Genomic DNA, 23,820 nt, shown 5'->3' with positions numbered 1-23,820 from the left:
CGATAATATGGCTGCTTAGCGCTTTAGGATTCGCCAAAGACTCTATTTACGTAGCCGGCGGAACCCGAATGCGAAACAACTTTACCGGGGTTCCCCAGAACGACGGCTTTGCTGGGGACATCGAAGTTAACATAAGCGCCGGGAGCGATGAGCGATTCGCAACCAATGGTGATGTTTCCAACAATGATTGCATTGGCCCCAACCCATACCTTGTCTTCAAGGGTAGGGGCTCCCTGGCGCGAACCACGGCTTGTAGCTCCAATAGTCACTCCCTGACCAATATTGATATTGGATCCCAAAACCGCATGTGGACTGATAACAACACCACCGAAGTGGCCAAGATAAAACCCTTCTCCGATGCTGGTGGTGGGAGAGATGTCGAAGCCATATTTAAAGCGGTAATGTTGAAACAGGATACGGTTATAGATGTACAGGAAGATACAGAGCGACCTTTTTCGTTTCTTGTAATAGTCGACCTTGCGCATGTAATAGGTAAAGCGAAACCCGGGATCATGAATCCATGCATTTAAAAATGGGCGCCACCCACCCTTGCCCGTGTAGCGGTAAGCGTCAGCCCGCAAGGTTTTCCAAAGCGTAGATGCCAATTCAATTCTTCCCGTTCGGTTGATAGTCGCTTGAATGTTGACGGCGGCCGAAATGCTGGCTCCTTCGCGTCATTCCTTCAGAATGTATCGTGTTCTAATATACAACTTAGCGAAACATTGAAATGCCGTTCCAGCGTGACGCGTTTTGCTGTACCTAAGGCCGAATTTCGAAGGAATGAGTGCGACGGACGTTGCGAAGTCTTCATCTGCTTTATCACGAACTTAGGCCCATAAGCAGCGACTATTCCTATGTCGTTGCGACCAGCGCGTTTGAAGAGCATCTCAATTTGTTTCGCCAAATCCGCGAAACCGAGGGATGTTCTTTAAGGCCTGAGATCACCTTTGATGATGGTCATATCTCCAACCTTGAATACGGGATGCCTCTCTTGCAATCGCGGGGCTTCATCGCGCAGTTTTTCATCACTGTGGGTTGGACAGGACAGAAGAAAGGTTACATGGATTGGCAGGAGTTGCGCGAGTTGCACGGATCGGGACAAATGATCGGCGCACACGGGTGGAGTCATACGCTGCTGACGCATTGCAGTAAAGATGAATTAGATGGAGAACTCAGGCGATCCAGGTTGACCCTTGAAGACAAACTGGGCACATCAATTACTACAATGTCTTTGCCAGGGGGGCGCTACAACCGGCGTGTCCTGGCGGCATGTGAGGAAGCTGGCTACACAGAAGTCTACACTTCAATTCCTCGCGCAGAGCAGACACCTCACGGCTCGATCATAGGCCGCCTGAATATCCGAGGGGACATGAAACGGGATTGGATTGCCAGCGCGCTGCGACCGGAGAGTGGAGTTTTGTCGCGACTCGGACAGCAGTATCGGATCAAAACTACTGCGCAGGCGTTACTGGGAGACAGTCTCTACGGGAAGCTCTGGTCGTTGGTGAATCGACAGGAGTCCGACAGCGATGCCGGGGCGACTCAATGAAGGTTCTTCACGTCATCAGCAGCGGGGGAATGTACGGAGCAGAGTCTGTGATTCTCAACATGTCACGCACCCTGAATGAGGGTTCGCACCACAGCGTGCTGGGAGTCTTCTCGAATTCTTCGAATCCCAATCTGCAACTCCATGAAAACGCTCTTCGGGAGGGGATTGAGTCGCATCTGATTCCATGTGATGGTCAGATTGATCGAACGGTGATTGCTAGCATTCGAAGATTGGTCGCAAGCGCGCAGGCGGATGTTGTCCACGCCCACGGTTATAAGGCGGATGTGTATGTCTACTTTGCATTGCGTAGGTCACGAACGCCTTTTTTTTCTACATGTCACAATTGGATCAAGGACGGCCCGCTCGTTTCCTTCTACGGAATAGTGGATCGCTTTGTCTTGCGGAATTATGCGGGTGTGGTCGCTGTCTCAGCCGAAGTAAGGCAACGGTTGCTGAGTGCGGGAGTGAATGCGCAGAGGATTCACTTGATCAAAAATGGAATTGACCTGCGGCCGTTCGCGAGAGCAATTCCATCGCTTCGTAAAGATACAGCAGTGGGTCAAACTCTCATCGTTGGCTGGATCGGCCGTCTGTCTCAAGAGAAGGGAGTTGATATCTTCCTGCGGGCTGCTGCACTCGTCCTGGTGAAGTGTCCAGCCGTAAAGTTTGTGGTCGTAGGTGAAGGCCCTGAGCAAGCTTCAATAGAAGCATTGATTGAGACTTTGAAAATTGGGGAGAGTGTATCTCTCGTCGGCCGTAGAGACGATATGCCGTCGGTATATGCGTCGCTGGACGTGATGGTTTCATCATCGCGGCAGGAGGGTCTGCCAATGGCGATTCTTGAAGGGATGGCCAGCGGATTACCATTGGTCGCGACTGCCGTAGGCGATGTGCCAACCGTGGTTCTGGATGGTCGCACCGGAGTGATCGTCCCTCCGGAAGATGTGGAGTCACTGGCTTCAGCGATTGAAGATTTGCTGCAAAACGTCAACCTTCGTGAGCAACTCGGGAGTGCGGCAGCAAAGTTGATAGAAGATGAGTTCTCCGCCGACCGGATGACCGCTGAGTATCTCCGGATGTACGAAGACGTGGTTGCTCCGGGCATGAGGGCGAGGACTTGTAAGTGAGGGAAAAAATCCGGAAGCCAAAAGTTTTCATGATGGATTTATGGGCAACGGTGCCCTACTACACGGCCTACATCTCCAGGGCTTTGCTGGTGGAGAACGTGAACCTGATGGTGGGCTCAATCTCCTACTATTTAGATCCGGACTGCTTCTCAAGTCGTGGCGTCAAGGTCGATCCAGGATTGCTTGATATCGTAGGGAAGTTTCAATTGCCGCGGCTGTTGCGCAGGGTTCTAAAGCTGGGGGAGGGCATGGTGAATCTGCTTGCCCTCTCGGCACGCTTCTTGGTTTCTCCTCCCGATGTGATTCATGTGCAATATCTGCCCATGCTGAAGTGGCGCTTTCCACTGGATCTTTGGTTTTTGGAACTGTGCCGAAAGCGGGGTTCGAAAATAGTTCTTACTGTCCACGATCTCCTTCCTCACGACACGGCAGACACTTACACCGAGATATTCCGTGACCTGTATTCGATGGTCGACGGGATCATCTGCCATTCTGATCACATCAAGACGCGACTGGTGGCGGAGTTTTCCGTGGCTCCGGAAAAAATATCAGTCATTCCCCACGGCCCATTCTTTTATGATCTACCAGAATTAGCTTCCAATAAGGCGCTTCAAGACATTCCAATTGAGGTCGGCAAGGTGGTGGTCCTTTGGCAGGGAATTATCTTCCCGTATAAGGGGGTGGATCTGCTGCTGAACGCATGGCAGAAGGTCGAGGCTATTAGTGACGATGCCTGCCTCGTGATCGCGGGGACGGGCTCTGACGATCTGCTGCAGCAGATTCGCGCGCAGGTGGAGTCTCTGGACCTGAAACATGTCAACCTGCAACTGCGCTTCATATCTACTCATGAGTTGGTTGCGCTCTATCGAACTGCGGATGTCGTTGTATACCCCTATCGTGCGATTACGACCAGTGGGGCTCTGGCGACCGGACTGGCATTAGGTAAAGCGATCGTAGCCAGCGACCTACCCGTTTTTCGTGAATTGTTGACCACCCGCAAAAATGCGCTTCTGGTTGATCAGAAGGATTCCGCCAACCTTGCCGGAGCTTTGATTGAATTGATACAAAATCCCGTCCTGCGGGGGCAACTGGCTTCCAACGTACGAGACATGCATTTCGGTGATGAGTCCTGGCTATCGATTGCCAGGAGGACGACAGAAGTTTATGAGAGATATTGCTGGTCATAATCCCGGCTCAATAGCCGACGAAGATCGTCTTCTGTTTCGAATGGATGATAGCTTGCGATTTAGGTCTTACGTCCGACACGCCTACTCATCTCCATAAATGGAGCCTCCACTCCCAGGTAAAATCCCCAGGATAAAAGGATAGATACGGTGAGGTAGAGTCCAAAGAATAAGAGGTGCGAGATCTTATTTCCCATCAAGGCGGTCATCGCAAAGAGGACGGTTCCATGGACAAGGTACAAGCTATAAGAAATTCTGCCAAGGAAAGAAGGAATCGGCGTATCTAGTAGACGGCTTGCCAGGACAGAATTCAAAGCTATAACCATTAGTCCGGCGGCACCTAGAGCTGTGGGGAGATCTCCCAGATGCCAGATTGGTCCATACACTACCAGCGAATGCCCACAAATATAAACTGTAGCGGATAGCAGCGCAAAGAGGATGCGCCACATTGGACTTATGCTTTTATAGAGAACACCCACCCGATCCATGTTCTTGGCAAGCAATATGCCTACAAGAAAGATGGCTATATATTCAAATGTGATTAGCGTCTGGTGAACGCCGACATGAATACCTGCCAGCGTGAAACCACCAATTACGAAGATGGAGCTGATCAAACTCAGTCGACTTACGATGATAAAAAGCAGAGGAAATATTAACGAAATCCTCATTTCGTAGACGAGAGACCAGAACGCAGTGTTGTATTGCGTATAGTCATAGTCTCCAATGAATAAGACGTGCTGAATCACACTTTTAAGTTCTACTGGATGGTTCCATGTGATCGAAGCCCATTGAATAGCTCCGAACCGGTTGTGCCATAAAGCACATCCTGCGAGGGACAGAAGTAGCGCTCCCAGATAAGGACCGTAGATGCGTAATACGCGCCGCTGAATGAAGATCAGATAAGGCTGGCTTTTCCCTCGAATAAATGGCAGGCTCAGCACGAAACCACTCAGTAAAAAGAACAACATCACCGATGCATGTCCAGCGAGAAATGGAAAAAGAACAAGCTTCGTAACCCCCGTTCCTATTTTTCCATCTGGAAAGAACATGTGGGCGTAATGATGAAATACTACGACAAGAGCCGCCAGACCCCGCATTGAATCCAATTCATGAAATCTTTTTTCCGGTCGATTTTGCACACGGATGCTTATGCTTTCAGTGTCTTGTTCCAATCGTGTGGTGGGTAATGCAATGGGTGAAACTGACACGATTCCCTCTTACTCTTCTGGCCTTGTTCCAGGCTGAAGAGCGTTATCTATATGAAGATGATGTTTCTTGGCCGTGTAAATATACCCAATATTAGAGCCTTGTACTTGTTAATCGACACCTCAAAAGGTGGTGCTGTCGTTCTTATAATCGCCTGGATCAACGTTCTACTGCATGCTGGTTGGGCGTCGCTGCCTTTGTTGTCATAGCCTTCGGCCGTCGGGGGAGACAGGCCTGATACCGATATCCAAAACACTGGCCATCCTCTATAAGTTTACCCAATTCTCAGGATTTATGAGGATCTGCTATCAGAGCCACCTTTACAACCGCTGTTCTTCTCATAGAGAAGAATTATCGAAGATCGATTCAAGCATGAGGTTTAGTGGCCGGTAGGCTGAAAGATGGGAAGGAGGCTGGAGTAGTCGTCTGTCCAGGCGCGTAGGCGGGGAACGGGGGTGATGGGGGTGGCGATGGCGGCAACTTCGCTGAGGGTGAAGAAGGTGGGGTTGGCCGTGACCAGAACCCACGTCGATCTGAACTCGCCGCGTGCGTCGATAGAGGGGGTATCGAAGAGTTTCGCCTGCATGTGGACAGAGGCAGCTAACTGGGCTACTTCGGGGGCGAGGTTGAGGTACTGGTTGGAGACGTGGAAGGCCAGAATGCCGTTGGGAGCGAGGTGTTTTTGGTAGAGGGTTAGGGCCTCGGTGGTGAGCAAGTGGATGGGAATGGCGTCTCCAGTGAAGGCATCGACGACCAGGACGTCGAAGTGCTGAGGCGCTTCCTGACTGAGCGAGGTGCGGGCGTCGCCTTCGGTAATGGTGATGGCGGCGGGAGAGTCACGGATGTAGGTGAAGAGGTTGCGCGCGATGGGCTGGACGTGGGGGTTGATCTCGTAAAAGCGAATCCGATCGCCGGGTTTGCCGTAAACGGCCAGGGTTCCGGTTCCGAGGCCTACAACGCCTATGTTGCGCGGTCGGTCGGCACAGCAGTTGGCGAGGGCGAGACCGATGCCAGAGTCCTTTCCGTAATAAGTGGTCGGGGTGCGCATCAGGCCAGGGCTGAAGATCTGGTTGCCGTGCTGGATAGTGCCATTGAGCAGCATGCGCAGGGGCTGGCCCTCGTGGGTGACGTCATGTTTTACCCGGAGACTGCCGTAGAAATTGCGGGTCTCCAGCAGAGCCTGCTGCGCGTAAGCGGCGTGCAGTGCGAAGTTGAGGAAAAGCACCAATATGCTGCCGGTGGCCCATAGGAGGCGCTGGCCCCAGCCATCCGTCCAGGTGACGGCGAGGGCAAGCAGAGCGGTGACGAGGAAGGTGATGGACAGGTCGTAGTTGGCCGCAAAGATGAGGGGGCTGGCGATGCCGATGAAGAAGGTCCCCGTGACTCCGCCGCCGGCGACAAGGAGATAGAAGAGGGTGGTCTCGGAGGGGCGCCGGGGACGCAGCGCGTAGGCTTCGGCGTGGCAGAAGAGGCAGGCCACGAAGCACTCTGTGAGGAAAAAGAGGATCGCAATGCCGATTGGCCAGCTGCTGTCTACCTTGGAGATGGCGTACCCAAGGCTGGCGAGCATGACGATCAGCAGACGAACGACGATGCTGCGGCTGTAAAAGCGGGGAAACTCGAAGGCGAGGATAAAGGTGATGAGGTAGACCGCGAGGGGGAGTATCCAGAGTAGGGGGATAGCGGCGATATTGCTGGTGATATGGCTGGTGACGGCGCTCAGCTGCATGGCTGCGGCCATGGGTAGGAGAAACCAGAGCCATCTTGTCGCAGATGATGTTGGAGGATCGGTGGAGTTGGTGATCTCTACTGCAGGCGCTTGTTCTGTTGCAGGTACTTGCCGCGACAGAAGAGCACACAGGGCCGCGTAGACCACGAAGCTGGCAGCCCACAGAAGGCGCTGGGTCTTGAGGGCGAGATAAGGTTCGACCAGCGTGGGGTAAGCGATGAGGGCGAGCAGAGAGCCTACGTTTGAGAGACCGAAGAGCCGGTAGGAGACGCTGCCGCCTTGGCTGCGAAAGAGCCAGATTTGCAGGAGAGGACTCGTCGATCCGAGGAGAAGGAAAGGGAGGCCGATGGTCAGTGCGAGATCAATAAAGATAGTTGTGACAGGGTGGAGGGAGCCCTGGCTGAGGTCAGGGCGCATGAACTTTTGGGCAGCCAATGCAAGGACGGCGATGACGAGAAGCGCAAGATAGAGAATTTGCTGGCGGCGGTTGAAGGGGCGGCGGGTGAGCCAGTGTGCGTAGAGGTATCCGAGCAAGAGGGTGAGCTGGAAGAAGACCAAACAGGTGAGCCAGACCGCGGACGAACCGCCGAGCGCGGGAAGGAGCTGCTTCGCCGACATGGGTTCGACCAGGAAGAGGAGAAACGCCGACAGGAAGATGGCAATGCCGTAGAGTGACCGGGTTGAGCGCATAGGTGATGGGCGATCTGAAGACGTGCCAGTTTATGCTATTCGTCGTGTTTCAGCCTTTTTAAAATGGAGAAACCGTCGACTGCGAGGCTCAACGAAGATCGATATTGACCGGTTCTATTTGTTGGTCCTACTATCCCATCGACGGTCGCAGTGCCGGGTGAGCATGGGACGACCTGCGGGCCAGGGATGTCAGTCCACATTTACCAAGGGACGTCCTATGAGATCAAGGGCCGGGATCGTGATCGCTGTGGCGTTGGGGCTGGCGGGTGGCTCCGGCCGTGCGAGCCAAGCTGAGGGTCAAAAGTGTCTGTTGGTATTAGCGGCGAATGCAGACCGAGCGCCGTCGGTAAGGGTCGAAGAAGAGAGCAAGCTTGCAGCAGCATTAGAGAGCCCGGGCATAGCCAGGGTCTCTGCAGTGGATAGGAATACTTCGTCACCTTCAGGCCACGAGAATTCGCGCGGTTTGTCCTGGAAAGATGTGTGGCTGGTACTGCTGGGCGCGGTGGTCTCGCTTTATGTGACCGTGGTCTTCGAAAGATACAACCGCTTCGGGGAGTTGATGCGAACTGTGGCGAGAGCCCGTCAGCATTTCGAAGGACATCCGGGTTCACCTGTGGAGGCTCAACTCAAGCGGTCGCATGAGTTGAGCGTAGCTTTTTTTCGACTGCTGGATGAGACGGAATGGAGCCTGAACGCAGAGGGGCACTATGATGCCGCTGCTGGTGTGGCACAGCTCAAAGGTTTCATCTTCAGAGTGGTAGCGTGCATCGAAAACATGCTTGAGGGCAAGACCAAAGGGCTTGTATTGGGAGATTATCTAAGTCTGGTTACGGCGGAGTATGGGCAGGTGTACAACAGGCAGTTCGTTGCCTTTGAGCGAAACCTGCGGCCAAGTCTTGCCGCGCTGTTACGGCCCTATCCTCATCCTGTGCTGCCGACGAAGGCTACGGTTGTTGTTATCGATTACTTCGATAAGCTGCTTTAGGGGTCATCGTGATCCTCTTAGGCGCGGAGAAGGCGGCAGTACTCCTGCATTGCCGGAAGAACTGAGGTTCCTAGAATCAAGGGGCATAAGTCTGGGCCGGACAAGATATGATGGAAGGGAAGCGCGCTTGCTTCTGCGATGCGCTTCTTTCCGGCCAAACCAATCCTTTGGAGAACACATTCCTCGTGAGTCAACGCAAATCAGCGGTTATTTTGGGTGCCCAGTGGGGCGATGAAGGCAAAGGCAAGATCGTCGATGTGCTGTCGGAGAAGTTTTCCGTGGTGGCGCGCTATGCAGGTGGCCATAATGCCGGGCATACGGTTATCATCAAGGGCAAGAAGTTTGTGCTGCAACTGATCCCCTGCGGCGTGCTGCGGCCGGAGTGCAAGGGCGTGATCGGCAACGGCGTCGTGCTCGACCCGATGGCGTTTCTGAGCGAAGTGAAGAAGCTGAAGGACGCGGGCCTGCCAGTGGATGGCCAGCTTTTTGTGTCGAATCGCGCGCAGGTGATTCTGCCTTATCACCGGATGATCGAGCTGGCCGCGGAGAATGCGCCGGGCCGGACGAAGATTGGGACGACCAGCCGCGGGATTGGGCCGGCGTATGAAGACAAGATGCACCGCAGCGGCCTGCGCGTGGTCGATCTGCTTAATTCGGCGCTGCTGCGGACGCACATCGAGAACGCCTGCCACGAGAAGAATACGATCGCTCATGCGCTGTTCGGAACGGCTCCTCTGGATCCGAAGACGATGTATGAGGAATATGCGCGGGCCGCCGAGAAGATCGCGCCATTTGTTACGGACACCGCTGTGATGCTGAATGATGCCATTCGGAATGGCGAGAAGGTAATGTTCGAAGGGGCGCAGGGTGCACTGCTCGATATCGACCATGGGACGTATCCGTTTGTTACCTCGTCGTCGGCTACGGCAGGGGGGGCAGTAACGGGCACCGGAGTTGGGCCGACGCGGATCGGCACCGTGATTGGGGTCACGAAGGCTTATGTGACGCGTGTGGGCGAGGGGCCGTTCCCGACCGAGATTCATGATAGTTCTGCCGATCTGCTGCGCGCTCGCGGGCAGGAGTATGGTGCGGTGACGGGGCGTCCGCGACGCTGCGGATGGCTGGACCTGCCTCTGCTGCGCTATAGCAACATGATTAATGGCACGGAGTGGCTGGTAGTCACCAAGATGGATGTGATGGACGAGTGCGTCGAGATTCCGGTATGCACCGGCTATAAGATCGACGGCAAGATCACCGATGTGATTCCAGCGGATATGAGGGGTTTCGAGTCGATTCAGCCGATTTATACGACACTGAAGGGCTGGAAGGCGTCGACCGAGGGCATTACAGAGTTCGACAAACTGCCCCAATTGGCGCAGGATTATCTTCACTTTATCGAGAAAGAGTCGGGTGCTAAGATCGGCATGGTCTCGACCGGCCCGGACCGCGACCAGACGATGACGATTGCCGGATTTGAAGAAGTGCTGAGGGCATAGGAGCTAGTTTATGTTGAGTTTCACGGTAAGAATGACGTTTGCGCAGGAGGAGCACGCGGAGATCGCCGAGATGCTTCGGCATCTGACGGTGGCGTCGAGGCAGGAGCCGGGATGCGTGAACTATGTCGCCCATTTTATCGAGGGCGATCTGTGCACGGTGCTGATCTATGAGCAGTTTCGGGACGAGGCGGCGCTGGACCATCACAGAAATGCGCCGCATTTCCATCAGTATGCGATTGGCGGCCTTTACCAGCGGATGCGCGATCGGCAGGTAGAGAATCTGACGGCTGTGTGCTGAAGCTCCGTGTGATGTGATTGACGAACGCTCCCTTAGGGGAGCGTTTTTGTTGATTGCAGGTTCTAAGATGATGAAGGTTCGTAAAGCGGGATGAGGTTTTTTGGCGCCATGCTGATTCGAGGAGTTCTTTTGTTGTGCGTTTTCGCTGGAGTAATGCCCGCTGCGGGATTGGGGTCGGTGCAGGCTCAGAGCTCGCCGACGACCGGGGAGAATGTGGCAGCTCGGGACGCTTTCGAACGAACACTGGCGGCTGATCCACATAACCTTGCAGCGCAGGAGGGTGAGGTCCAGGTAAGTGAACGGCTGGCGCTGGCGGCGCGCGCGGCCGGCGATAAGGATACTGCTTTGACTGCATTGCTTCGCGCACAGAAATTCGCGCCGGAGAATGCGCGGCTGCTCTACGATTTGGGAATTCTTGAAGACGAGATGCGCCTGTATCGCGATGCGGACCTCACGCTGGCGCATCTTTGGGAGATCGACACCACAAATCCTAAAGTTTTATATGCAGTAGCTCGGGTCAAGCTCGATCTGGGGCAACTTGCTCCGGCGGAAGAGAATATGAAGGCCTATCTTGAGGTCAAGCCGAATGACCCGACCGCACACTACGCATTGGGTCGTATCTACCAGGAAGGACTGCAATTCGATAAGGCTAAAGCTGAATTTGAGCGATCGATCCAGCTTCAGCCAGTGCAGACCGAAGCCTATTATCAGGTTGGCGACATTGCGATTCAGCAGCACAATTATGCTGAGGCGCTGGCGAATTTCGACAAAACGCTGTCCCGCAATCCCCGGCACGGAGGTGCGTTAGCTGGCAGCGGCATCGCCTGTTTCAAGCTGAAGCAATACGAAAAAGCGGAAGAGTTTCTGGATAAAGCAATTAGCGCCGCGCCTGACTATCAGCCCGGACACTACTATCTTGGGTTGACCCTTGCCCGCCTGGGAAAGAAGACAGAGGCTGAGCGCGAATTTTCGGTTGCCACCCAACTGGCCAACCAAGACAATAGCCAGGGAGCAAACCGTCTCCGTCTCGTCCCTCCAACCGAATCACGCTGAACGACGAGAGCCATGTCGAAATCTATGATGCCACCTCCATTTCGTAGCAAGACAGGCAGTGCGTTTTCTGTTCTCTTCTTTCTGTTGGCTGCGTCGTCTCTGCTTCCCGCGCAAAGCAACAACAATCAGGACGGCGGGAAGGGTGATGCGCAAGCCATGCATCTGATGCAGCTCGGCGCAGGCGCAATGCAGCAGGGCAACACCGCGGAAGCAGAGAGGTATTTCACTAAGGCTACGGCGGCCGCGCCACAGATGGCCGATGCTTTTTTGGATTTGGGTTTGGTACAGCTTCGTGAGGGAAGGCCGGATGTTGCGGAGAAGGCGCTTGCAAAGGCGATTGCACTCAATCCGAAGCTGCCTGGTGCACACATGTTTCTGGGAATTGCAAAATATCAGATGCATGAGGTGGATTCGGCGAGCGCCGACTTGCGGGAGGAGTTGCGGCTTCAGCCTCAGGATGTAGAGGCTTTGACCTGGCTTGGCATCGTTGAACTGGGTGCAGGCAATGCGGACAAGGCGACGGAGCCGCTGGACCGAGCGGCAGCACTTTCTCCAAATGATCCAAATATTCTTTATCTGCGCGGACGAGCGCACAGCCTGATCGCAGAGGAGTCGTATCAGGCTCTATATCGGCTCGACCCAGATTCCTGGCGCGTCCATAAAGCGCTGGGAGAGAGCTACTCGGCGTCAGGACAGCCTGAAAAGGCTGTGGCGGAGTTTCTGAAGGCGGTGGGGAAGGAGCCTACGAACTCCGACCTCTACGAATCTTTGGGCGACGAATACCAGAAGTTAAGCCGCTTCGACGATGCCATGAAGGCTTATGAGCAGGAGGTCAAGCTCGATCCCAACAATGGCATCGCTCTTTATAACCTGGGCAAGATCGACGTGGAACGAGGAGATCCGCAGGCTGGAATCTCTCTGCTGCAGCAGGCCATCAGCGTGCACTCCAGTCCCGCTCCCAGCGATTTCTACCTAGGGCTGGGGCTGTCGAAGGTTGGGAAGAACGAAGAGGCGGCGGAATGGCTGGAAAAGTCGCTGCAGAGCGATCCCTCGGAGTTCATCAAGCAGAGTACCTACTATGAGTTGGTTCGCGTATATCAAAAGCTGGGACGGCGGCAGGATTCTCAACGTGCATTGGATGAATTGAAAAAACTTAAGTCAGCCTCTACGGTTACCAATCAGCCTTGACCGTACTCACACGAAAACTTCTTAGAGTTTGGAGGAGTCTAAGGGGCTGAGGTTCCCATAACTGCCGGATAGGATGTTTTACTGGCGGGTGGGCAAATGTGAGATTTTCGAGCCTTAAGTGGGTGTAACGAAAGTTGTTTTGACTCTTAGCTCGAAGCGGTCTAACATCCGGTACGCGTTATGACGCTACGTGGTCAACCAATTCGCTTCCGTCTCACAGTGGCGGCAACTGCGCTCGTGATTGTGCTTGGCGCTCTAGGAATGAGCCAGGCGCTCGCAAATCCGACGCCTCATCCGAAAAAACATGATGCGAAACAGCAGGTGGAAGATCTGGAGGAGCAGTGGCGGATTGCCCAACTCGCCGGTGATACCACGACCATGGACAAGATGATGTCCGATGACTACGTCGGCATCTCGATGACAGGAGAGGTGGATACGAAAGCACAGCAACTGCGCAGGGTGACTGACCGCAGGCTTATGCTGACGAAGCTGGAGTTGAGCGACATGAAGGTGAAGCTGGTCGGAGCGGTTGCCATTGTGACCTCGCGGGCAGAGGTGGAGGGGACCAACGATGGGAAGCCTGTAAAAGGTATGTTCCGATATACCAGGATTTATCAGCATCTGCCTTCCGGAGAATGGAAGATCACGAGCTTTGAGGCGACGCGGGAGCACAGGCACAGGAACGAAATCGATGGAAAAGCGCAGGATGCGAATGTCTCGCCGCCCACTGACCAGACGGAATGAGTGATGCCATACAGAATAAGACCCTGCGAGGCGGCAGGGTCTTGTGGTTTAAAGCAACTGTATGGTCAGGCTATTCTGGAGTTTATGGAATCGATGGTTAGAGCGGTCTCCGCGTGTGCCTTAATGCGATGAGAGCCAGGCAGATTCAGCGCCAAAAGGCGTCGGTAGAGGGAGCGGGTGCAGCCAGTGAGTCGGGCATCCTCCGACTCATGGGGGAAGAGTGCGAGACATTCCTGAGCTGCTAATGCGGACTTTCTTTTCTGGCCGGTGACAAGGTAAGGACGGGATTGAGGAAGATAGCTACCTCGGCTTTTGTTGATCACCGGGGGGCCTGTCCTCAACGAGGCAGGGGAGGTTGGAAGAATCGACATTTTGCCCTCGATACGGCGAAGGCCTTCGCCCTCGTCTAGAGCGTTTGATGATTACTTTGGTGCCGAAGTTGTACTTGGGGCGAGTGCCTCGCGGAGTTTCGTCCAGGTGCCGTCAAGTGTCTCAGGAAGAACTCGAGTCTCGGCCGTGACGGTCATGAAATTGGTATCTCCGCTCCATCGTGGGAGCGCATGAAGGTGGATATGGTCGGCCACACCGGCCCCGGCAGATTCGCCGAGGTTCATTCCAAGGTTGAGGCCGTCGGGGTGGTAGACCTCACGGAGGCAACGCTCGATGCGTTGAGCGGTGAGGATCATCTCCTGTGCGGCCTCCGAGGGGAGGGCGGCGAGTGAGTCGACATGCTGGTAGGGCAGGATGAGGACGTGGCCGGTGGCATAGGGATAGGCGTTAAGGCAGACAAAGCAGAGCGCGCCGCGATGGACGATGTGGGCGGCCTGTTCGGCGGCCTCCTGATCCATGCCGTGGGCGATGGCATAGTCGGTGGCGGCGATCATGTTGCAAAAGACGCAGTGCTTGTCCTCAGCGGCGGGCCAACCGCTGAGGGCCGGAGGGACGCCGGTGCGGGCCTGCTCGTCGGCGCGAGTGATGTAGTTGTAGCGCCAGGGAGTCCAAAGACGGTCCATAGAAGCGAGTATAAGGTGAAAATTCGGAGAATCCATCGGATAGGAACGAACATTGGTTGACGTATGGCACTCAAAGTTCTATGCTTTTAGGTGAGCCACTGCGTGTGGGACCCAAGTGCAGCCGCTCCTCTGCTAGATGTAATTCATTCCTACCTGCCGAAGCTGTAACGGGGATGGAACAATTAGTGTCCCCTCAGGAATGCTGGTTGGTCCCGAAGCAAGCGCCGCTTGAACTGGAATGGATCCTTGGATCCCGGAGTCCGCATTCATCATGGTAGACGACCATAATCCTGAACACACCGAGAGCAAACCCCTGACCACCGAACTGGAAACCCTAGCGCCCGAAGCGACAGCGGCACACGCCGAACTGTCTTCTGAATCCACCTCCAACCAGCAGCATGAGACTGCTCCTGAAATTGCCGGCCACGACGCGCCCCACGATACTCCGACGAGCACTAATACATCTGCTCACCAAAGTGCGCAAGCTGGTCATGTGGCAACCGTTACGGCTGCCGCTGGCGACGAGTCCGCTGATGACGACCTGAACTACGACGCCGCCGACTTTGCGGCTGCGCTGGCAAGTTTTGACCGCGAGCAGGCTGCTGATGCCGCCGCTGCCCAGAACTTGACCGCCGAAGAGGTCATCGTTACCGGAACCGTCCTCAAGATTACGGACAAGCATGTCGTTGTCGATATTGGGCTCAAGTCGGAAGGTCTGATTCCGCTGGCACAAGTGCTGGATATCAATGGCGCGCCGAAGTTCCAGGTTGGCGATGCGGTTGAGGTTGTGGTCGAGCGGGAAGAGGCCGAGGGCGGCTACCTGGTCAGCTACGAAAAGGCGCTGCGCCATAAGGTCTGGGACAAGCTCGAGCAGGCCGCGAACGAGAAGACCCCGGTGAAGGGCATGGTATTGAGCCGCGTCAAGGGCGGTCTTACCGTGGACATCGGCATCAAGGCGTTTCTGCCGGGATCGCAGGTCGAGGTTCGCCCTGTCCGCAATCTGGACGGCTACATCGGCACCGAGATCGAAGTTCGCGTCATCAAGCTGAACAAAAAGCGCGGCAATGTTGTCATCAGCCGCAAGGAATTGCTCGAAGAAGACCAGAATGCCAAGAAGTCCGTTACTCTGGCGACTCTGGAAGAGGGCAGCGTTCTGACCGGTACGGTGAAGAACCTGACAGACTACGGCGCGTTCGTGGATATGGGCGGCCTCGATGGCCTGCTGCACATCACCGACATGAGCTGGGGCCGGTTGACGCATCCTCGCGACCTGGTTAACGTCGGCGACGAGATTCAGGTAAAGGTATTAAAGTTCGACAAGGACAAGCAGCGGGTTTCGCTGGGCTTCAAGCAATTGACGCCTGACCCGTGGCTGGATGCGATTGAGCGCTACCCGATTGGGGCGCAGGTTCGCGGCCGCGTGCTTTCGGTCACTGACTACGGCGCGTTTGTCGAGCTGGAGCAGGGCATCGAAGGACTGGTTCACGTCTCGGAGATGACCTGGTCGAAGCGGATGAAGCATCCATCGAAGATGGTGAAGCCGGGCGATGAGGTAGACACGATCATCCTGAGCGTGAACCCGAACGACCGCCGCATCTCGCTGGGCATGAAGCAGTTGCAGGACAATCCCTGGGAGCAATTGGAAGATAAGTATCCGACCGGCGCCATCATTGAGGGCCGTGTTCGCAACCTGACCGACTTCGGCGCGTTCATCGAGATCGAAGATGGAATCGATGGACTGGTGCATGTCTCGAACCTGAGCTGGACCAAGCGCATCAAGCATCCTTCTGAGGTCCTGAAGAAGGGCGAGAAGGTGAAGGCGATTGTTCTCGGCGTCGAGCCTGAGAACCGCCGCCTGTCGCTGGGCGTCAAGCAGTTGCAGCCGGATGTTTGGGATACGTTCTTTGCCCAGCACCGGGTTGGCGACGTCATCAAGGGCAAGATTCTGCGCACGGCACAGTTTGGCGCCTTCGTTGAGATTGCTGAAGGAGTCGAGGGCTTGTGCCACGTCTCCGAGGCGGTCGATGCGAACCACCAGCCGGTGGCGATGGATGTTGACTCGGAGCACGAGTTCAAGATCGTCAAGATGAACCAGGAAGAGAAGAAGGTCGGACTCAGCATTCGGGCAGTTGGTGAAGAAGCCAGCCGCGCCGAGGTCGAGAGCTACAAGGAGCGTGAGAAGTCGCCGAAGGGTTCTTCGTCTTCCTCCTCCTCTTCCTCGTCGAGCAGCAGCACCACGCTGGGCGATCTGATCAACTGGAAGCGGTCTGAGCGCGAGTAAGCTCTGTCGCGGCAAGGAAGTACAAGGGCCGTCCCGAGTGGACGGCCCTTTTGTTTGGTATTGGTAAGCGTTCCCTTATCTCCCTTTTACTTAAGATCCTGCGGCTTTTGTGGGGGTATCGGGAGGAGTACCGCTGTTCTTTTCACAGGCGCTGGGCGGCGTGGTCTCTTAAACTTTAGATAGATGATGGGCTTGAGGATACGAAAGCAGCGGTGGTTAGGCAGGGGTTGCGTCGCAGTGCTTTGCTGCTGCGCGATGGCGCAGGGGGCGTCAGCTAAAGCCAGGAAGGCGGCGCGTCCTCGCGTGGAGCTATCGCCGTGGCAGCAGGCGATGCAGGGGCGGGAGAAGCTGGAGGCAATTCCTGCCGGAGCGCGGACCAGGGCGGAGTATACAGAGGCGATGGATGGGTTTCGCACGATCTATCATGAGTCGCCGGGAGACACTTATGCCGCTGCGGCGGTGAATGCCGTGGCGGAGTTGCTGGTCGAACAGGGACACGGATCGCATGATACGAAGTCGCTGAAGGACGCAGTAGGGCAGTATGAGTTTCTGCGCAAGCAGTATCCGGGAAGCTCGCTGCGCGTCGCGGCCCTGCTGGCGGAGGCGCAGATCTATGAGAACGATCTGCATGATTTTGACGGAGCGCGGAAGCAGTATGCGCTACTCGTGAAAGAGTACCCGAAGAGCGAGCAGGCAGAGGAGGCCCGGGCGGGGCTGGCATCTTTGAAACTGGAGACCAGGGATCAGGGAGCAGGCACCAGGCAAGGAAGGGATCAGAAGAGTAGCGAACCGACTGCTGTGAACTACGGAGGGGCGACGGGGGGTACGTTCGCCCCAATGCCAGTGACCACAAGGAAAGCGATCGTACCGGAGCAGGGGGAGGAGAGCATGCCGGCCGCGGTGAAGCAGGGGGGGGTGGCTACATCCGAACTTGTCAGCGAGGAGGCGGGGCCGACGCATGTGGCGTCGGCACCAGGGAAGCGGCATGGGCTGGCGCAGGTTACGGGGATTCGACACTGGTCGACTCCGAACTATACACGCGTGGCCATCGACCTGGGCGATGACGTGACCTATGAAGCCGCCCGAGTGCCGCATCCGGACCGCATCTATTTTGATCTGCACGGGACTCGGCTGGCGCAGCAATTGGTAGGCAAGAGTTTTACGGTGACCGATGATGGCTTTTTGAAGCGTGTGCGGGCGGCGCAGTTTACCAACGACATGACGCGGGTAGTTCTGGATGTGAACGATGTGACGGAATACTCGGCCTTTTTGCTCCCGAATCCCTATCGCCTGATTATCGACATTCATGGGGGAAGTAAAGAGCAGGCATCAGGGGACAAGGATCAGGGAACAGGGGTTGCAGTGCGAGCCGCAGCTGCTCCTGAGACTGCTGTGGTGACGAAGGCGACCACGGCGCGGCCTGTGCCGAATACGGTCGAGGCGAAGTCGAACAGCCTGGTAGAGGTGGCTTCTTTGAGCGACCAGCCGGGAAGGGTGGAGGCGACCCGGAGGCCGACCTCGCAGCCGATTTCGGCGGTGGTAAAGGAGCCCGATTCGGGGCTTGCCGGACAGAGTTTGGATACCACTGCTGGTTCTCGACGGACAAAGAGGACCAGGGCCGAGGTTGCGGGGGCGGTTCCGGCGCGGGCTGCCGTGCCTACGGCGGATGGGGAGACATCGCTGGTAAGGGCGCTGGGGCTGAAGATCGGGCGCATCGTGATCGACGCCGGGCATGGCGGCCATGACTCGGGCACGCTGGGTTATGGCGGGATTGAGGAGAAGGACGTGGTGCTCGATGTGGCTCTGCGGCTGGGTAAACTGCTGCATGAGCGGCTGGGCGCGGAGATCATCTATACACGGTCCGATGACACGTTTATCCCGCTGGAGACACGGACTGCGATTGCGAACAAGGCGCAAGCGGATTTATTTTTGTCGATCCATGCGAACTCCTCACGGGATGAGAGCGCGCGTGGCGTGGAGACATACTACCTGAACTTCACGACGCAACTGGACGCATTGGAAGTAGCTGCGAGAGAGAATGCGGTCTCCGATCAATCCATCCATCAGTTGAGCGATCTGGTGAAAAAGATTGCGCTGAAGGACAAGATTGCGGAGTCGCGGGAGTTTGCCACCGACGTGCAGGAGAGCCTGTATAGCGGGTTGGAGAAGGGCAATGCGGGATTGAAGGACCGAGGGGTAAAGAAGGCCCCGTTTGTGGTGCTGATTGGGGCAAACATGCCATCGATTCTGGCGGAGATCTCGTTTGTGACGAACCCCAACGATGCCAGGCAATTGGAAGAGCCGGCCTATCGGGAGCGGGTGGCAGAGAGCGTGTATCGCGGTGTAGCGAGGTATGAGGCTGGCCTAAGCGGCGTGAAGTTGCCCGTGGAGCGGGCGAGCACAAAGTAGGGTATTGCGAAGCAGGCGCTCTTTTTTCGCTGGCCGCCGCGTGATGGTGGATAGCCTTGGCGATAGAGGACACTGGTGGCGCGAGTCGAAAGAGGGCTGGAGTGGGTGCTTCGCTTACCGATGGATGCTGGTGTAGTCTGACCGATAGCAAGGGCGGATTCGCTATGGGTACTTTCAATTTCAATCTTCGTCGGATGGTGCATTGCGTTTTGCTATTGTGCCTGGTCGGGTTTATGCCTTCGGCTTTCGGGCAGACGGCGAAGACGATGCTGGTGGAGCCTCCGATCCCTCTATTGCCGACGCAGTTTGGTCCATGGCAGCCAGAGGGAACCTCGCCGTCGTGCGTCGACTGCCTGCAACCAGAGGGAGTGACCGGAGCGGTATTGAAAGAGGACGGTTTGAGTCGGGCCAGCCAGATGACCTACCGTCGCTCCAATAAAACCGGGACGATGATTCTCGAGGCATACCAGTTTGGCGATGCGACGGGAGCGGCGAGCGCCTTTACCTTCCTGCGCAAGCCCGACTCGCGGATGGTTATGCCCAGAGATGGAAAGATTGGCTCCGAGATGGCGGCATCAGGCGCGGGAGAGTTTATCTTTCGCAGCGGAACGACCGTCGTCGTGGCGAACGCGAGCAACGCGGGCGCCCCTGTGGTGAACGATCTGCGGCGGCTGGAGACGACGCTGCCGAAGGTGGGAGGCCCGAAGGCGCAATCTCCGCTGCTGCCGACGCTGCTGCCCGCGAAGGGCTTGGAAGTTGAGTCGGTACGATATGCGCTCGGACCGGTGGGCTATCAGGCGATGGGCGGCGTGCTGCCTGGAGCAATCATCGGCTTCGATAAAAGCGCCGAAGTGGTGATGGCGAAATATAAGGGTGGTGGCATGTTGACTCTGTTGCTCTATCCGACGCCGCAGATAGCAGGCAACCACGGACGGGCGATTGTGGCAGAGATGAATCGTCAGGGCGCAGCAGCGGGAACGGTGAAGCTGCGGCGCGAAGGACCGCTCGTCTCGATGACGACGGGTTCATGGAGTCCAGATGCCGCGCAGAAGATGGTCGAGGGAATCCATCTGCGCGATGTGTTTACCTGGAACAAGACACCTCCGCCAGAGTTTAGAACGGAGATCTACAAGACGGTGAGCCTGCTGACCAGCATCGCCATTCTGTCGGGCATATTGGCGCTGGCCGCGGTGATACTCGGGCTGTTTCTGGGGTTTGGAAGGGCGGCGATCCGCGTCTTGCAAGGGAAGCCTGCCGCCACCGAGCCGGAGTTTTTGCGGATCGACCTTAGCGGTCGATCCGAGAAGATCCACCTTGAAGGGCAAACGCCTCACCCGGAAGGATGACATCATTGCACCGGCGACGGTGCAGTAGGCATCCTAAACGGCTGATTTGAGGGTGGTTTAGAAAGCTGGGGTGCGATGAAGAGCGAATATATAGCGAATACGACGCCTCTGTTGTATAAGAAGTAACCCCTGTAACTATTTCCTAAATAAAGAGTTATGCCGATGAAGTTTTGGCCTTGACACCGGATTTTGGCAAACTTAGTATTTCGCCAGAAAGTTCTGATGGCTTTGCCTCCGTTGGAACTATTCTCCCTAAAGAAGAGGCCACCCTGTTGCCGGGTGGCCTCTTCGCTTTTCTCGGTGATTGCGTGACGGTTGGCAGAAGGGTGTGGGCGACGCCTTGGGTAGAGGAAATCCGATTTGGCGGATAGGCGATGTACCGCTAGAATGGGTGAGGCAGGCCGATGTAGCTCAGTTGGTAGAGCAACTGATTCGTAATCAGTAGGTCAGCGGTTCAACTCCGCTCATCGGCTCCATAATTTCAATTACTTAAACTTGGTTGGGTCTGATTCCTTCAGAACGATTGTGGGAGTTTGGTGGGAATCGACTTCAGGCCACCTCCTTGAAAAGACGCAGCAACTTGGAAACTGTTGCTCGGATTGATCTACTGCCGCAGCCTCCCTTGGGTGTTGAGGTGCAGGTATTTCACAGTGGTCTTCACGTCCTCGTGTCCTATGAGTCCCTTGACCTCACCAGGTTCATCCCTTGAGTAAGCATGCTGGTCGCGAAAGTGTGGCGTGCACAGTATTCAATACTGTCCCATTTACGGGAGTGAATCGATGAAGCTCTGTTTAAGGAAGCCGAGCGCCACGTTCCCAGATGAGGGCGCATGGCAGAAATACACAGCGAAAATGCTCCAACCTGGAACCCATGTCCCAACCAGTTTGGAACTAGCCTGTTTGAGCTGAGAAGCCAACTGAGAGCGCAGGTCAAGGAAGTTTTTGTCTGCAGGAAGGCTACTTGCATCATGGCTTCCTGTGTAGGTAATCATCTGTTCGATTAACTTCGACACCTTGCTCATAGAGGAGGCCCAACTACCTACAGCAAAGCAGGCCATGCCAAATTCGGTCTTCTGCAGCCCATTCATGGGCCACGCAAGATTCCCTGGATCCTTGTCCACGATTGCATCCCAGTAAGGTTCGGATTCCTGCATATGAGCAAGATAGCCGACAACTGGGTTCGCCTCAACGGCTGCAGCCATCGCCCGGCGACCGATGATGACGAAGTCGCTTTGCGGACGAGCGTGGCCTGAAGAATCCAAAAATAGCAACATGGCGTCACGTTTCTTATAGGTAAGCAGTATGTTCATCCAGGCGGGGCCACCAAACGGACCACCGGGCAATTGATACTCTTTCCCCAATTGGATGGCCAGATCGCGGAACCAGCCTAGCGTAGAAGGATCAACCTTGCGTTCATAGTCGTAGAACTGCTGGATGGCTGTGAAGTCTGGTGCGGCATTGCCAGCGGAGCAGTGATAGGAGACGGTGGCCGTGAACAGATCTGCTAATAGATGATGGAGGCGCTGTGAGGCCACGAGCGGAGTCGCAGTGACGGCAGTCTGGCTTGCCGTAGCCTTGTCCATAAGCGCGATCTCTCCGTTCTCCGTGTACTTTGCAGTCGATTGCAGCGCGTATTTCGTGATATCCGCATAGCTGAGAACCCCCAGGAAGTTCACTGAGAGTGTGTGAGTCGTACTCCGTATCCGATCGAGCACGCTTGCGTGCTTGGTTATTCCCTTCGGTAGTGGACCGGCCATGATCAACTGGCCCAGATCTCCTATCAGCAGGGCATCCAATGCTCTTTGGCCCTGCGTATCCAGCTCCGCCAGGTCAAAATCGAAGAGAAACGCGGAGCTATCGGAGGCGGTAACATCGGTTTCTGCGTCGAGTGCAATCGATAATTTCTGTTGGACCGCTTTGGTGAGCGAATCCTGAATGTCGTCGGCCAGATCCTTCGCACCTTGCTGCTCGAGCCATTGTTTGCTCACGTCAGAGCCGGAGCCCAGCAACTTAAAGATAGGGGCAATGAGATCGACACCGCCCGCCGTTGCATCGACGCTCGCACCGGCATCAAAGGTAACGGTGAGGGTGGAACCGCGTTTGCGATAGTGCCCGATCCGAAGAGAATTGGCGCCGATCTTGCGGACCCGAATCTGGAAGTCGGAGGCGAGGGTAATGCACCCCCCAACCGTGACTTCCGGGCCGACATCGACGCTCAGCAGCTCGATGGTCTCTGTCACTCCAGCTGACACGGTGGGATTCACGGCCGCCACCAGGTTGAATTTTCCCGTAGCGGTAAGTGTTCCCGACACATCGTACGTGAAGATGTGTCCTTCAGGGAGTGCCGCCAATGCCAGGCGTGTCGTAGGGATTGAGTAATTACTGAATGCCTCGGCCAGCGCGGTTTTGAGTGTCGGATAACCGGATGATTTCGGGTACGGAAGGTATATCGAAGCTGAGGCCTGCAGCTTCGAGCCTCCGACAAATGCGTAGGGCGAAGATTTGTCGGTAGCCTCAAGGTTCAGGCCCACGGCACATTGCAGCATGGTGTAACAGGTATCACTCAGGCTCAGCGGATCGTCGCCGAGGGGATCACTCGGGAAGAGATTTGGAAGAGGTGCTCCGGCCTCAGGATGCGGTGGACGGCGAAAGATGGAAAAGGTCGAGGTGAGAGCTCCGCCGACGGTGAACTTAGAATCTGCCCCAACCGCAAAGGAGGGTGTGTAGCTAAACCCTAGAGAAAGATTCGAGAGCGGCGCCTGGTCAATCGTCAGATCCAGCATCTTGACGATGTCGTTATCGATGAAACGCAAGGCAGAAGCTGGGTTTGACCCAAAGTCCGAAGCAGACGTTGCGAGATCGATGCTGGCTTGGGCGGCGGAACTATCGGTGATGTTGATGGTTGCCATAAATACCTCTCGAGGCGAGCGCAAATGAGTAGACTTTACCAGTGACAAAACGTCGGCAATCACGAGTTCATGCAGAAGGTGAAGACGGAGTTGCCACTTTTTCAGGCAGTCCCCTAAGTCTGGAACAGGTCTCTCTCCGCCTGACGACGACGAAGAAGGCCGGGAATTACAACGCCGCCAGCGTGATCCCAAAGCAGAAACTGTGGAGCTGCGGCCGCGAAGTCACCGGCATTCAGGTGGCGCAGCAATGTTGAGGAGAGCAGCGCCGAACACCCGAGGTTGAAGACAAAATCAACCAGTGCGTCGAACTGGTTCTGGTTGATCGTGGCCGTGACCGCGCCGTTGACGCAGGTGACCGAGGCTGCGATATCGCTCAGGAGCAATTGGTCAGCCTGATCCTGAGTGATGGTGAGGCCACCATGCACGCTGGGTCCGGTGTGTCCGTAGCCAATGGTCCAGACTCCTACCTGGTCCTGATAGGAGTTCAGATTAAGACCCTCAAACCGCTTCGTTAAACCGAGGCCCGAGTCGCTATAGGTGAAGTTGGACACAAGTAACCCTCCGGTTTTGTCTGAGCATTTCTCAATGAGAGTATGCGCGGGCAAACTAATTTT

General features: G+C 55.7%; 18 protein-coding genes and 1 tRNA gene. 13 read left to right on the top strand and 6 right to left on the bottom strand.

What is annotated here, in order from left to right; all coding sequences use genetic code 11:
• Positions 1 to 23 precede the first annotated feature (23 nt).
• Complete coding sequence (locus P4G45_RS14700; RefSeq protein ID WP_348267229.1) at positions 24 to 605, bottom strand: serine acetyltransferase; 582 nt, start codon at positions 603 to 605, stop codon at positions 24 to 26.
• A 179-nt stretch (positions 606 to 784) separates the two neighbouring features.
• Between P4G45_RS14700 and P4G45_RS14695 the strand changes: the two genes are divergently transcribed.
• From P4G45_RS14695 to P4G45_RS14685, 3 genes are read left to right on the top strand one after another with little or no spacing between them, the layout of a single operon-like run.
• Entirely contained in the window at positions 785 to 1,549 is a 765-nt protein-coding gene (locus P4G45_RS14695) for a polysaccharide deacetylase family protein (protein WP_348267228.1), read from the top strand.
• Positions 1,546 to 2,676 (top strand): glycosyltransferase family 4 protein, encoded by a 1,131-nt coding sequence (locus P4G45_RS14690; protein ID WP_348267227.1) that lies wholly within the window; start codon positions 1,546 to 1,548, stop codon positions 2,674 to 2,676. The genes P4G45_RS14695 and P4G45_RS14690 overlap by 4 nt, the downstream gene beginning before the upstream one ends.
• Positions 2,673 to 3,863, top strand: a complete 1,191-nt coding sequence (locus tag P4G45_RS14685; RefSeq protein WP_348267226.1) for a glycosyltransferase family 4 protein — start codon at positions 2,673 to 2,675, stop codon at positions 3,861 to 3,863. Before P4G45_RS14690 ends, P4G45_RS14685 begins: the two co-directional genes overlap by 4 nt.
• Before the next feature lie 59 nt (positions 3,864 to 3,922).
• Here the strand turns inward: P4G45_RS14685 and P4G45_RS14680 are convergent, their stop codons facing one another.
• Together P4G45_RS14680 and P4G45_RS14675 are read right to left on the bottom strand one after the other, a co-directional pair.
• Positions 3,923 to 5,068, bottom strand: a complete 1,146-nt coding sequence (locus tag P4G45_RS14680) for an acyltransferase (protein WP_348267225.1) — start codon at positions 5,066 to 5,068, stop codon at positions 3,923 to 3,925.
• 377 nt (positions 5,069 to 5,445) lie between these two features.
• Positions 5,446 to 7,485 carry a fused MFS/spermidine synthase gene (locus tag P4G45_RS14675; RefSeq protein WP_348267224.1) on the bottom strand — a complete coding sequence of 680 codons (2,040 nt, stop codon included), beginning with the start codon at positions 7,483 to 7,485 and terminating at the stop codon, positions 5,446 to 5,448.
• A 463-nt stretch (positions 7,486 to 7,948) separates the two neighbouring features.
• On the opposite strand from P4G45_RS14675, the gene P4G45_RS14670 reads away from it, so the two are divergent.
• The 6 genes from P4G45_RS14670 (at position 7,949) to P4G45_RS14645 (ending at position 13,249) form a co-directional block, all read left to right on the top strand.
• Positions 7,949 to 8,470, top strand: a complete 522-nt coding sequence (locus tag P4G45_RS14670) for a hypothetical protein (RefSeq protein WP_348267223.1) — start codon at positions 7,949 to 7,951, stop codon at positions 8,468 to 8,470.
• A 185-nt stretch (positions 8,471 to 8,655) separates the two neighbouring features.
• On the top strand, positions 8,656 to 9,966 hold the full coding sequence (locus P4G45_RS14665) for an adenylosuccinate synthase (protein WP_348267222.1): 1,311 nt from the start codon (positions 8,656 to 8,658) through the stop codon (positions 9,964 to 9,966).
• A gap of 10 nt (positions 9,967 to 9,976) precedes the next feature.
• The gene (locus P4G45_RS14660) at positions 9,977 to 10,264 is read left to right on the top strand and encodes a putative quinol monooxygenase (protein ID WP_348267221.1); all 288 of its coding nucleotides are present in this window, start codon (positions 9,977 to 9,979) and stop codon (positions 10,262 to 10,264) included.
• A gap of 90 nt (positions 10,265 to 10,354) precedes the next feature.
• Positions 10,355 to 11,317, top strand: a complete 963-nt coding sequence (locus P4G45_RS14655; RefSeq protein ID WP_348267220.1) for a tetratricopeptide repeat protein — start codon at positions 10,355 to 10,357, stop codon at positions 11,315 to 11,317.
• A gap of 12 nt (positions 11,318 to 11,329) precedes the next feature.
• Entirely contained in the window at positions 11,330 to 12,505 is a 1,176-nt protein-coding gene (locus tag P4G45_RS14650) for a tetratricopeptide repeat protein (protein WP_348267219.1), read from the top strand.
• 261 nt (positions 12,506 to 12,766) lie between these two features.
• Complete coding sequence (locus P4G45_RS14645; RefSeq protein WP_348267218.1) at positions 12,767 to 13,249, top strand: nuclear transport factor 2 family protein; 483 nt, start codon at positions 12,767 to 12,769, stop codon at positions 13,247 to 13,249.
• A 422-nt stretch (positions 13,250 to 13,671) separates the two neighbouring features.
• Here the strand turns inward: P4G45_RS14645 and P4G45_RS14640 are convergent, their stop codons facing one another.
• On the bottom strand, positions 13,672 to 14,262 hold the full coding sequence (locus P4G45_RS14640) for an HIT domain-containing protein (RefSeq protein WP_348267217.1): 591 nt from the start codon (positions 14,260 to 14,262) through the stop codon (positions 13,672 to 13,674).
• A 271-nt stretch (positions 14,263 to 14,533) separates the two neighbouring features.
• On the opposite strand from P4G45_RS14640, the gene P4G45_RS14635 reads away from it, so the two are divergent.
• The 4 genes from P4G45_RS14635 (at position 14,534) to P4G45_RS14620 (ending at position 20,774) form a co-directional block, all read left to right on the top strand.
• Positions 14,534 to 16,543: a 30S ribosomal protein S1 gene (locus P4G45_RS14635; protein ID WP_348267216.1), complete on the top strand. Its 2,010-nt coding sequence runs from the start codon at positions 14,534 to 14,536 to the stop codon at positions 16,541 to 16,543.
• Positions 16,544 to 16,798: 255 nt separating this feature from the next.
• Positions 16,799 to 18,952, top strand: a complete 2,154-nt coding sequence (locus P4G45_RS14630) for an N-acetylmuramoyl-L-alanine amidase (protein ID WP_348267215.1) — start codon at positions 16,799 to 16,801, stop codon at positions 18,950 to 18,952.
• 164 nt (positions 18,953 to 19,116) lie between these two features.
• Entirely contained in the window at positions 19,117 to 20,298 is a 1,182-nt protein-coding gene (locus P4G45_RS14625; protein ID WP_348267214.1) for a DUF6599 family protein, read from the top strand.
• A gap of 400 nt (positions 20,299 to 20,698) precedes the next feature.
• Positions 20,699 to 20,774 (top strand) — tRNA-Thr (locus tag P4G45_RS14620).
• 287 nt (positions 20,775 to 21,061) lie between these two features.
• Here the strand turns inward: P4G45_RS14620 and P4G45_RS14615 are convergent.
• The gene (locus P4G45_RS14615; protein WP_348267213.1) at positions 21,062 to 23,206 is read right to left on the bottom strand and encodes a hypothetical protein; all 2,145 of its coding nucleotides are present in this window, start codon (positions 23,204 to 23,206) and stop codon (positions 21,062 to 21,064) included.
• Positions 23,207 to 23,319: 113 nt separating this feature from the next.
• Positions 23,320 to 23,757 carry a lysozyme gene (locus tag P4G45_RS14610; protein WP_348267212.1) on the bottom strand — a complete coding sequence of 146 codons (438 nt, stop codon included), beginning with the start codon at positions 23,755 to 23,757 and terminating at the stop codon, positions 23,320 to 23,322.
• Between the last annotated feature and the right edge of the window lie 63 nt (positions 23,758 to 23,820).

Origin of the sequence: Edaphobacter paludis, from assembly GCF_039993895.1 — a bacterium.
Taxonomy (GTDB): Bacteria; Acidobacteriota; Terriglobia; order Terriglobales; family Acidobacteriaceae; genus Edaphobacter; species Edaphobacter paludis.
Note: the sequence above shows the minus strand (reverse complement) of the source record. Positions and strands in the feature narration are given on the sequence as shown.

Bases quoted from the DNA above. Each gene is read 5' to 3' on its own strand.
- P4G45_RS14660 (WP_348267221.1), top strand. From the start codon at position 9,977: ATGTTGAGTTTCACGGTAAGAATGACGTTTGCGCAGGAGGAGCACGCG.
- P4G45_RS14690 (WP_348267227.1), top strand. From the start codon at position 1,546: ATGAAGGTTCTTCACGTCATCAGCAGCGGGGGAATGTACGGAGCAGAG.
- P4G45_RS14630 (WP_348267215.1), top strand. From the start codon at position 16,799: ATGGCGCAGGGGGCGTCAGCTAAAGCCAGGAAGGCGGCGCGTCCTCGC.
- P4G45_RS14650 (WP_348267219.1), top strand. From the start codon at position 11,330: ATGTCGAAATCTATGATGCCACCTCCATTTCGTAGCAAGACAGGCAGT.
- P4G45_RS14625 (WP_348267214.1), top strand. From the start codon at position 19,117: ATGGGTACTTTCAATTTCAATCTTCGTCGGATGGTGCATTGCGTTTTG.
- P4G45_RS14645 (WP_348267218.1), top strand. From the start codon at position 12,767: ATGAGCCAGGCGCTCGCAAATCCGACGCCTCATCCGAAAAAACATGAT.
- P4G45_RS14640 (WP_348267217.1), bottom strand. From the start codon at position 14,262: ATGGACCGTCTTTGGACTCCCTGGCGCTACAACTACATCACTCGCGCC.
- P4G45_RS14655 (WP_348267220.1), top strand. From the start codon at position 10,355: ATGAGGTTTTTTGGCGCCATGCTGATTCGAGGAGTTCTTTTGTTGTGC.
- P4G45_RS14615 (WP_348267213.1), bottom strand. From the start codon at position 23,206: ATGGCAACCATCAACATCACCGATAGTTCCGCCGCCCAAGCCAGCATC.
- P4G45_RS14675 (WP_348267224.1), bottom strand. From the start codon at position 7,485: ATGCGCTCAACCCGGTCACTCTACGGCATTGCCATCTTCCTGTCGGCG.
- P4G45_RS14635 (WP_348267216.1), top strand. From the start codon at position 14,534: ATGGTAGACGACCATAATCCTGAACACACCGAGAGCAAACCCCTGACC.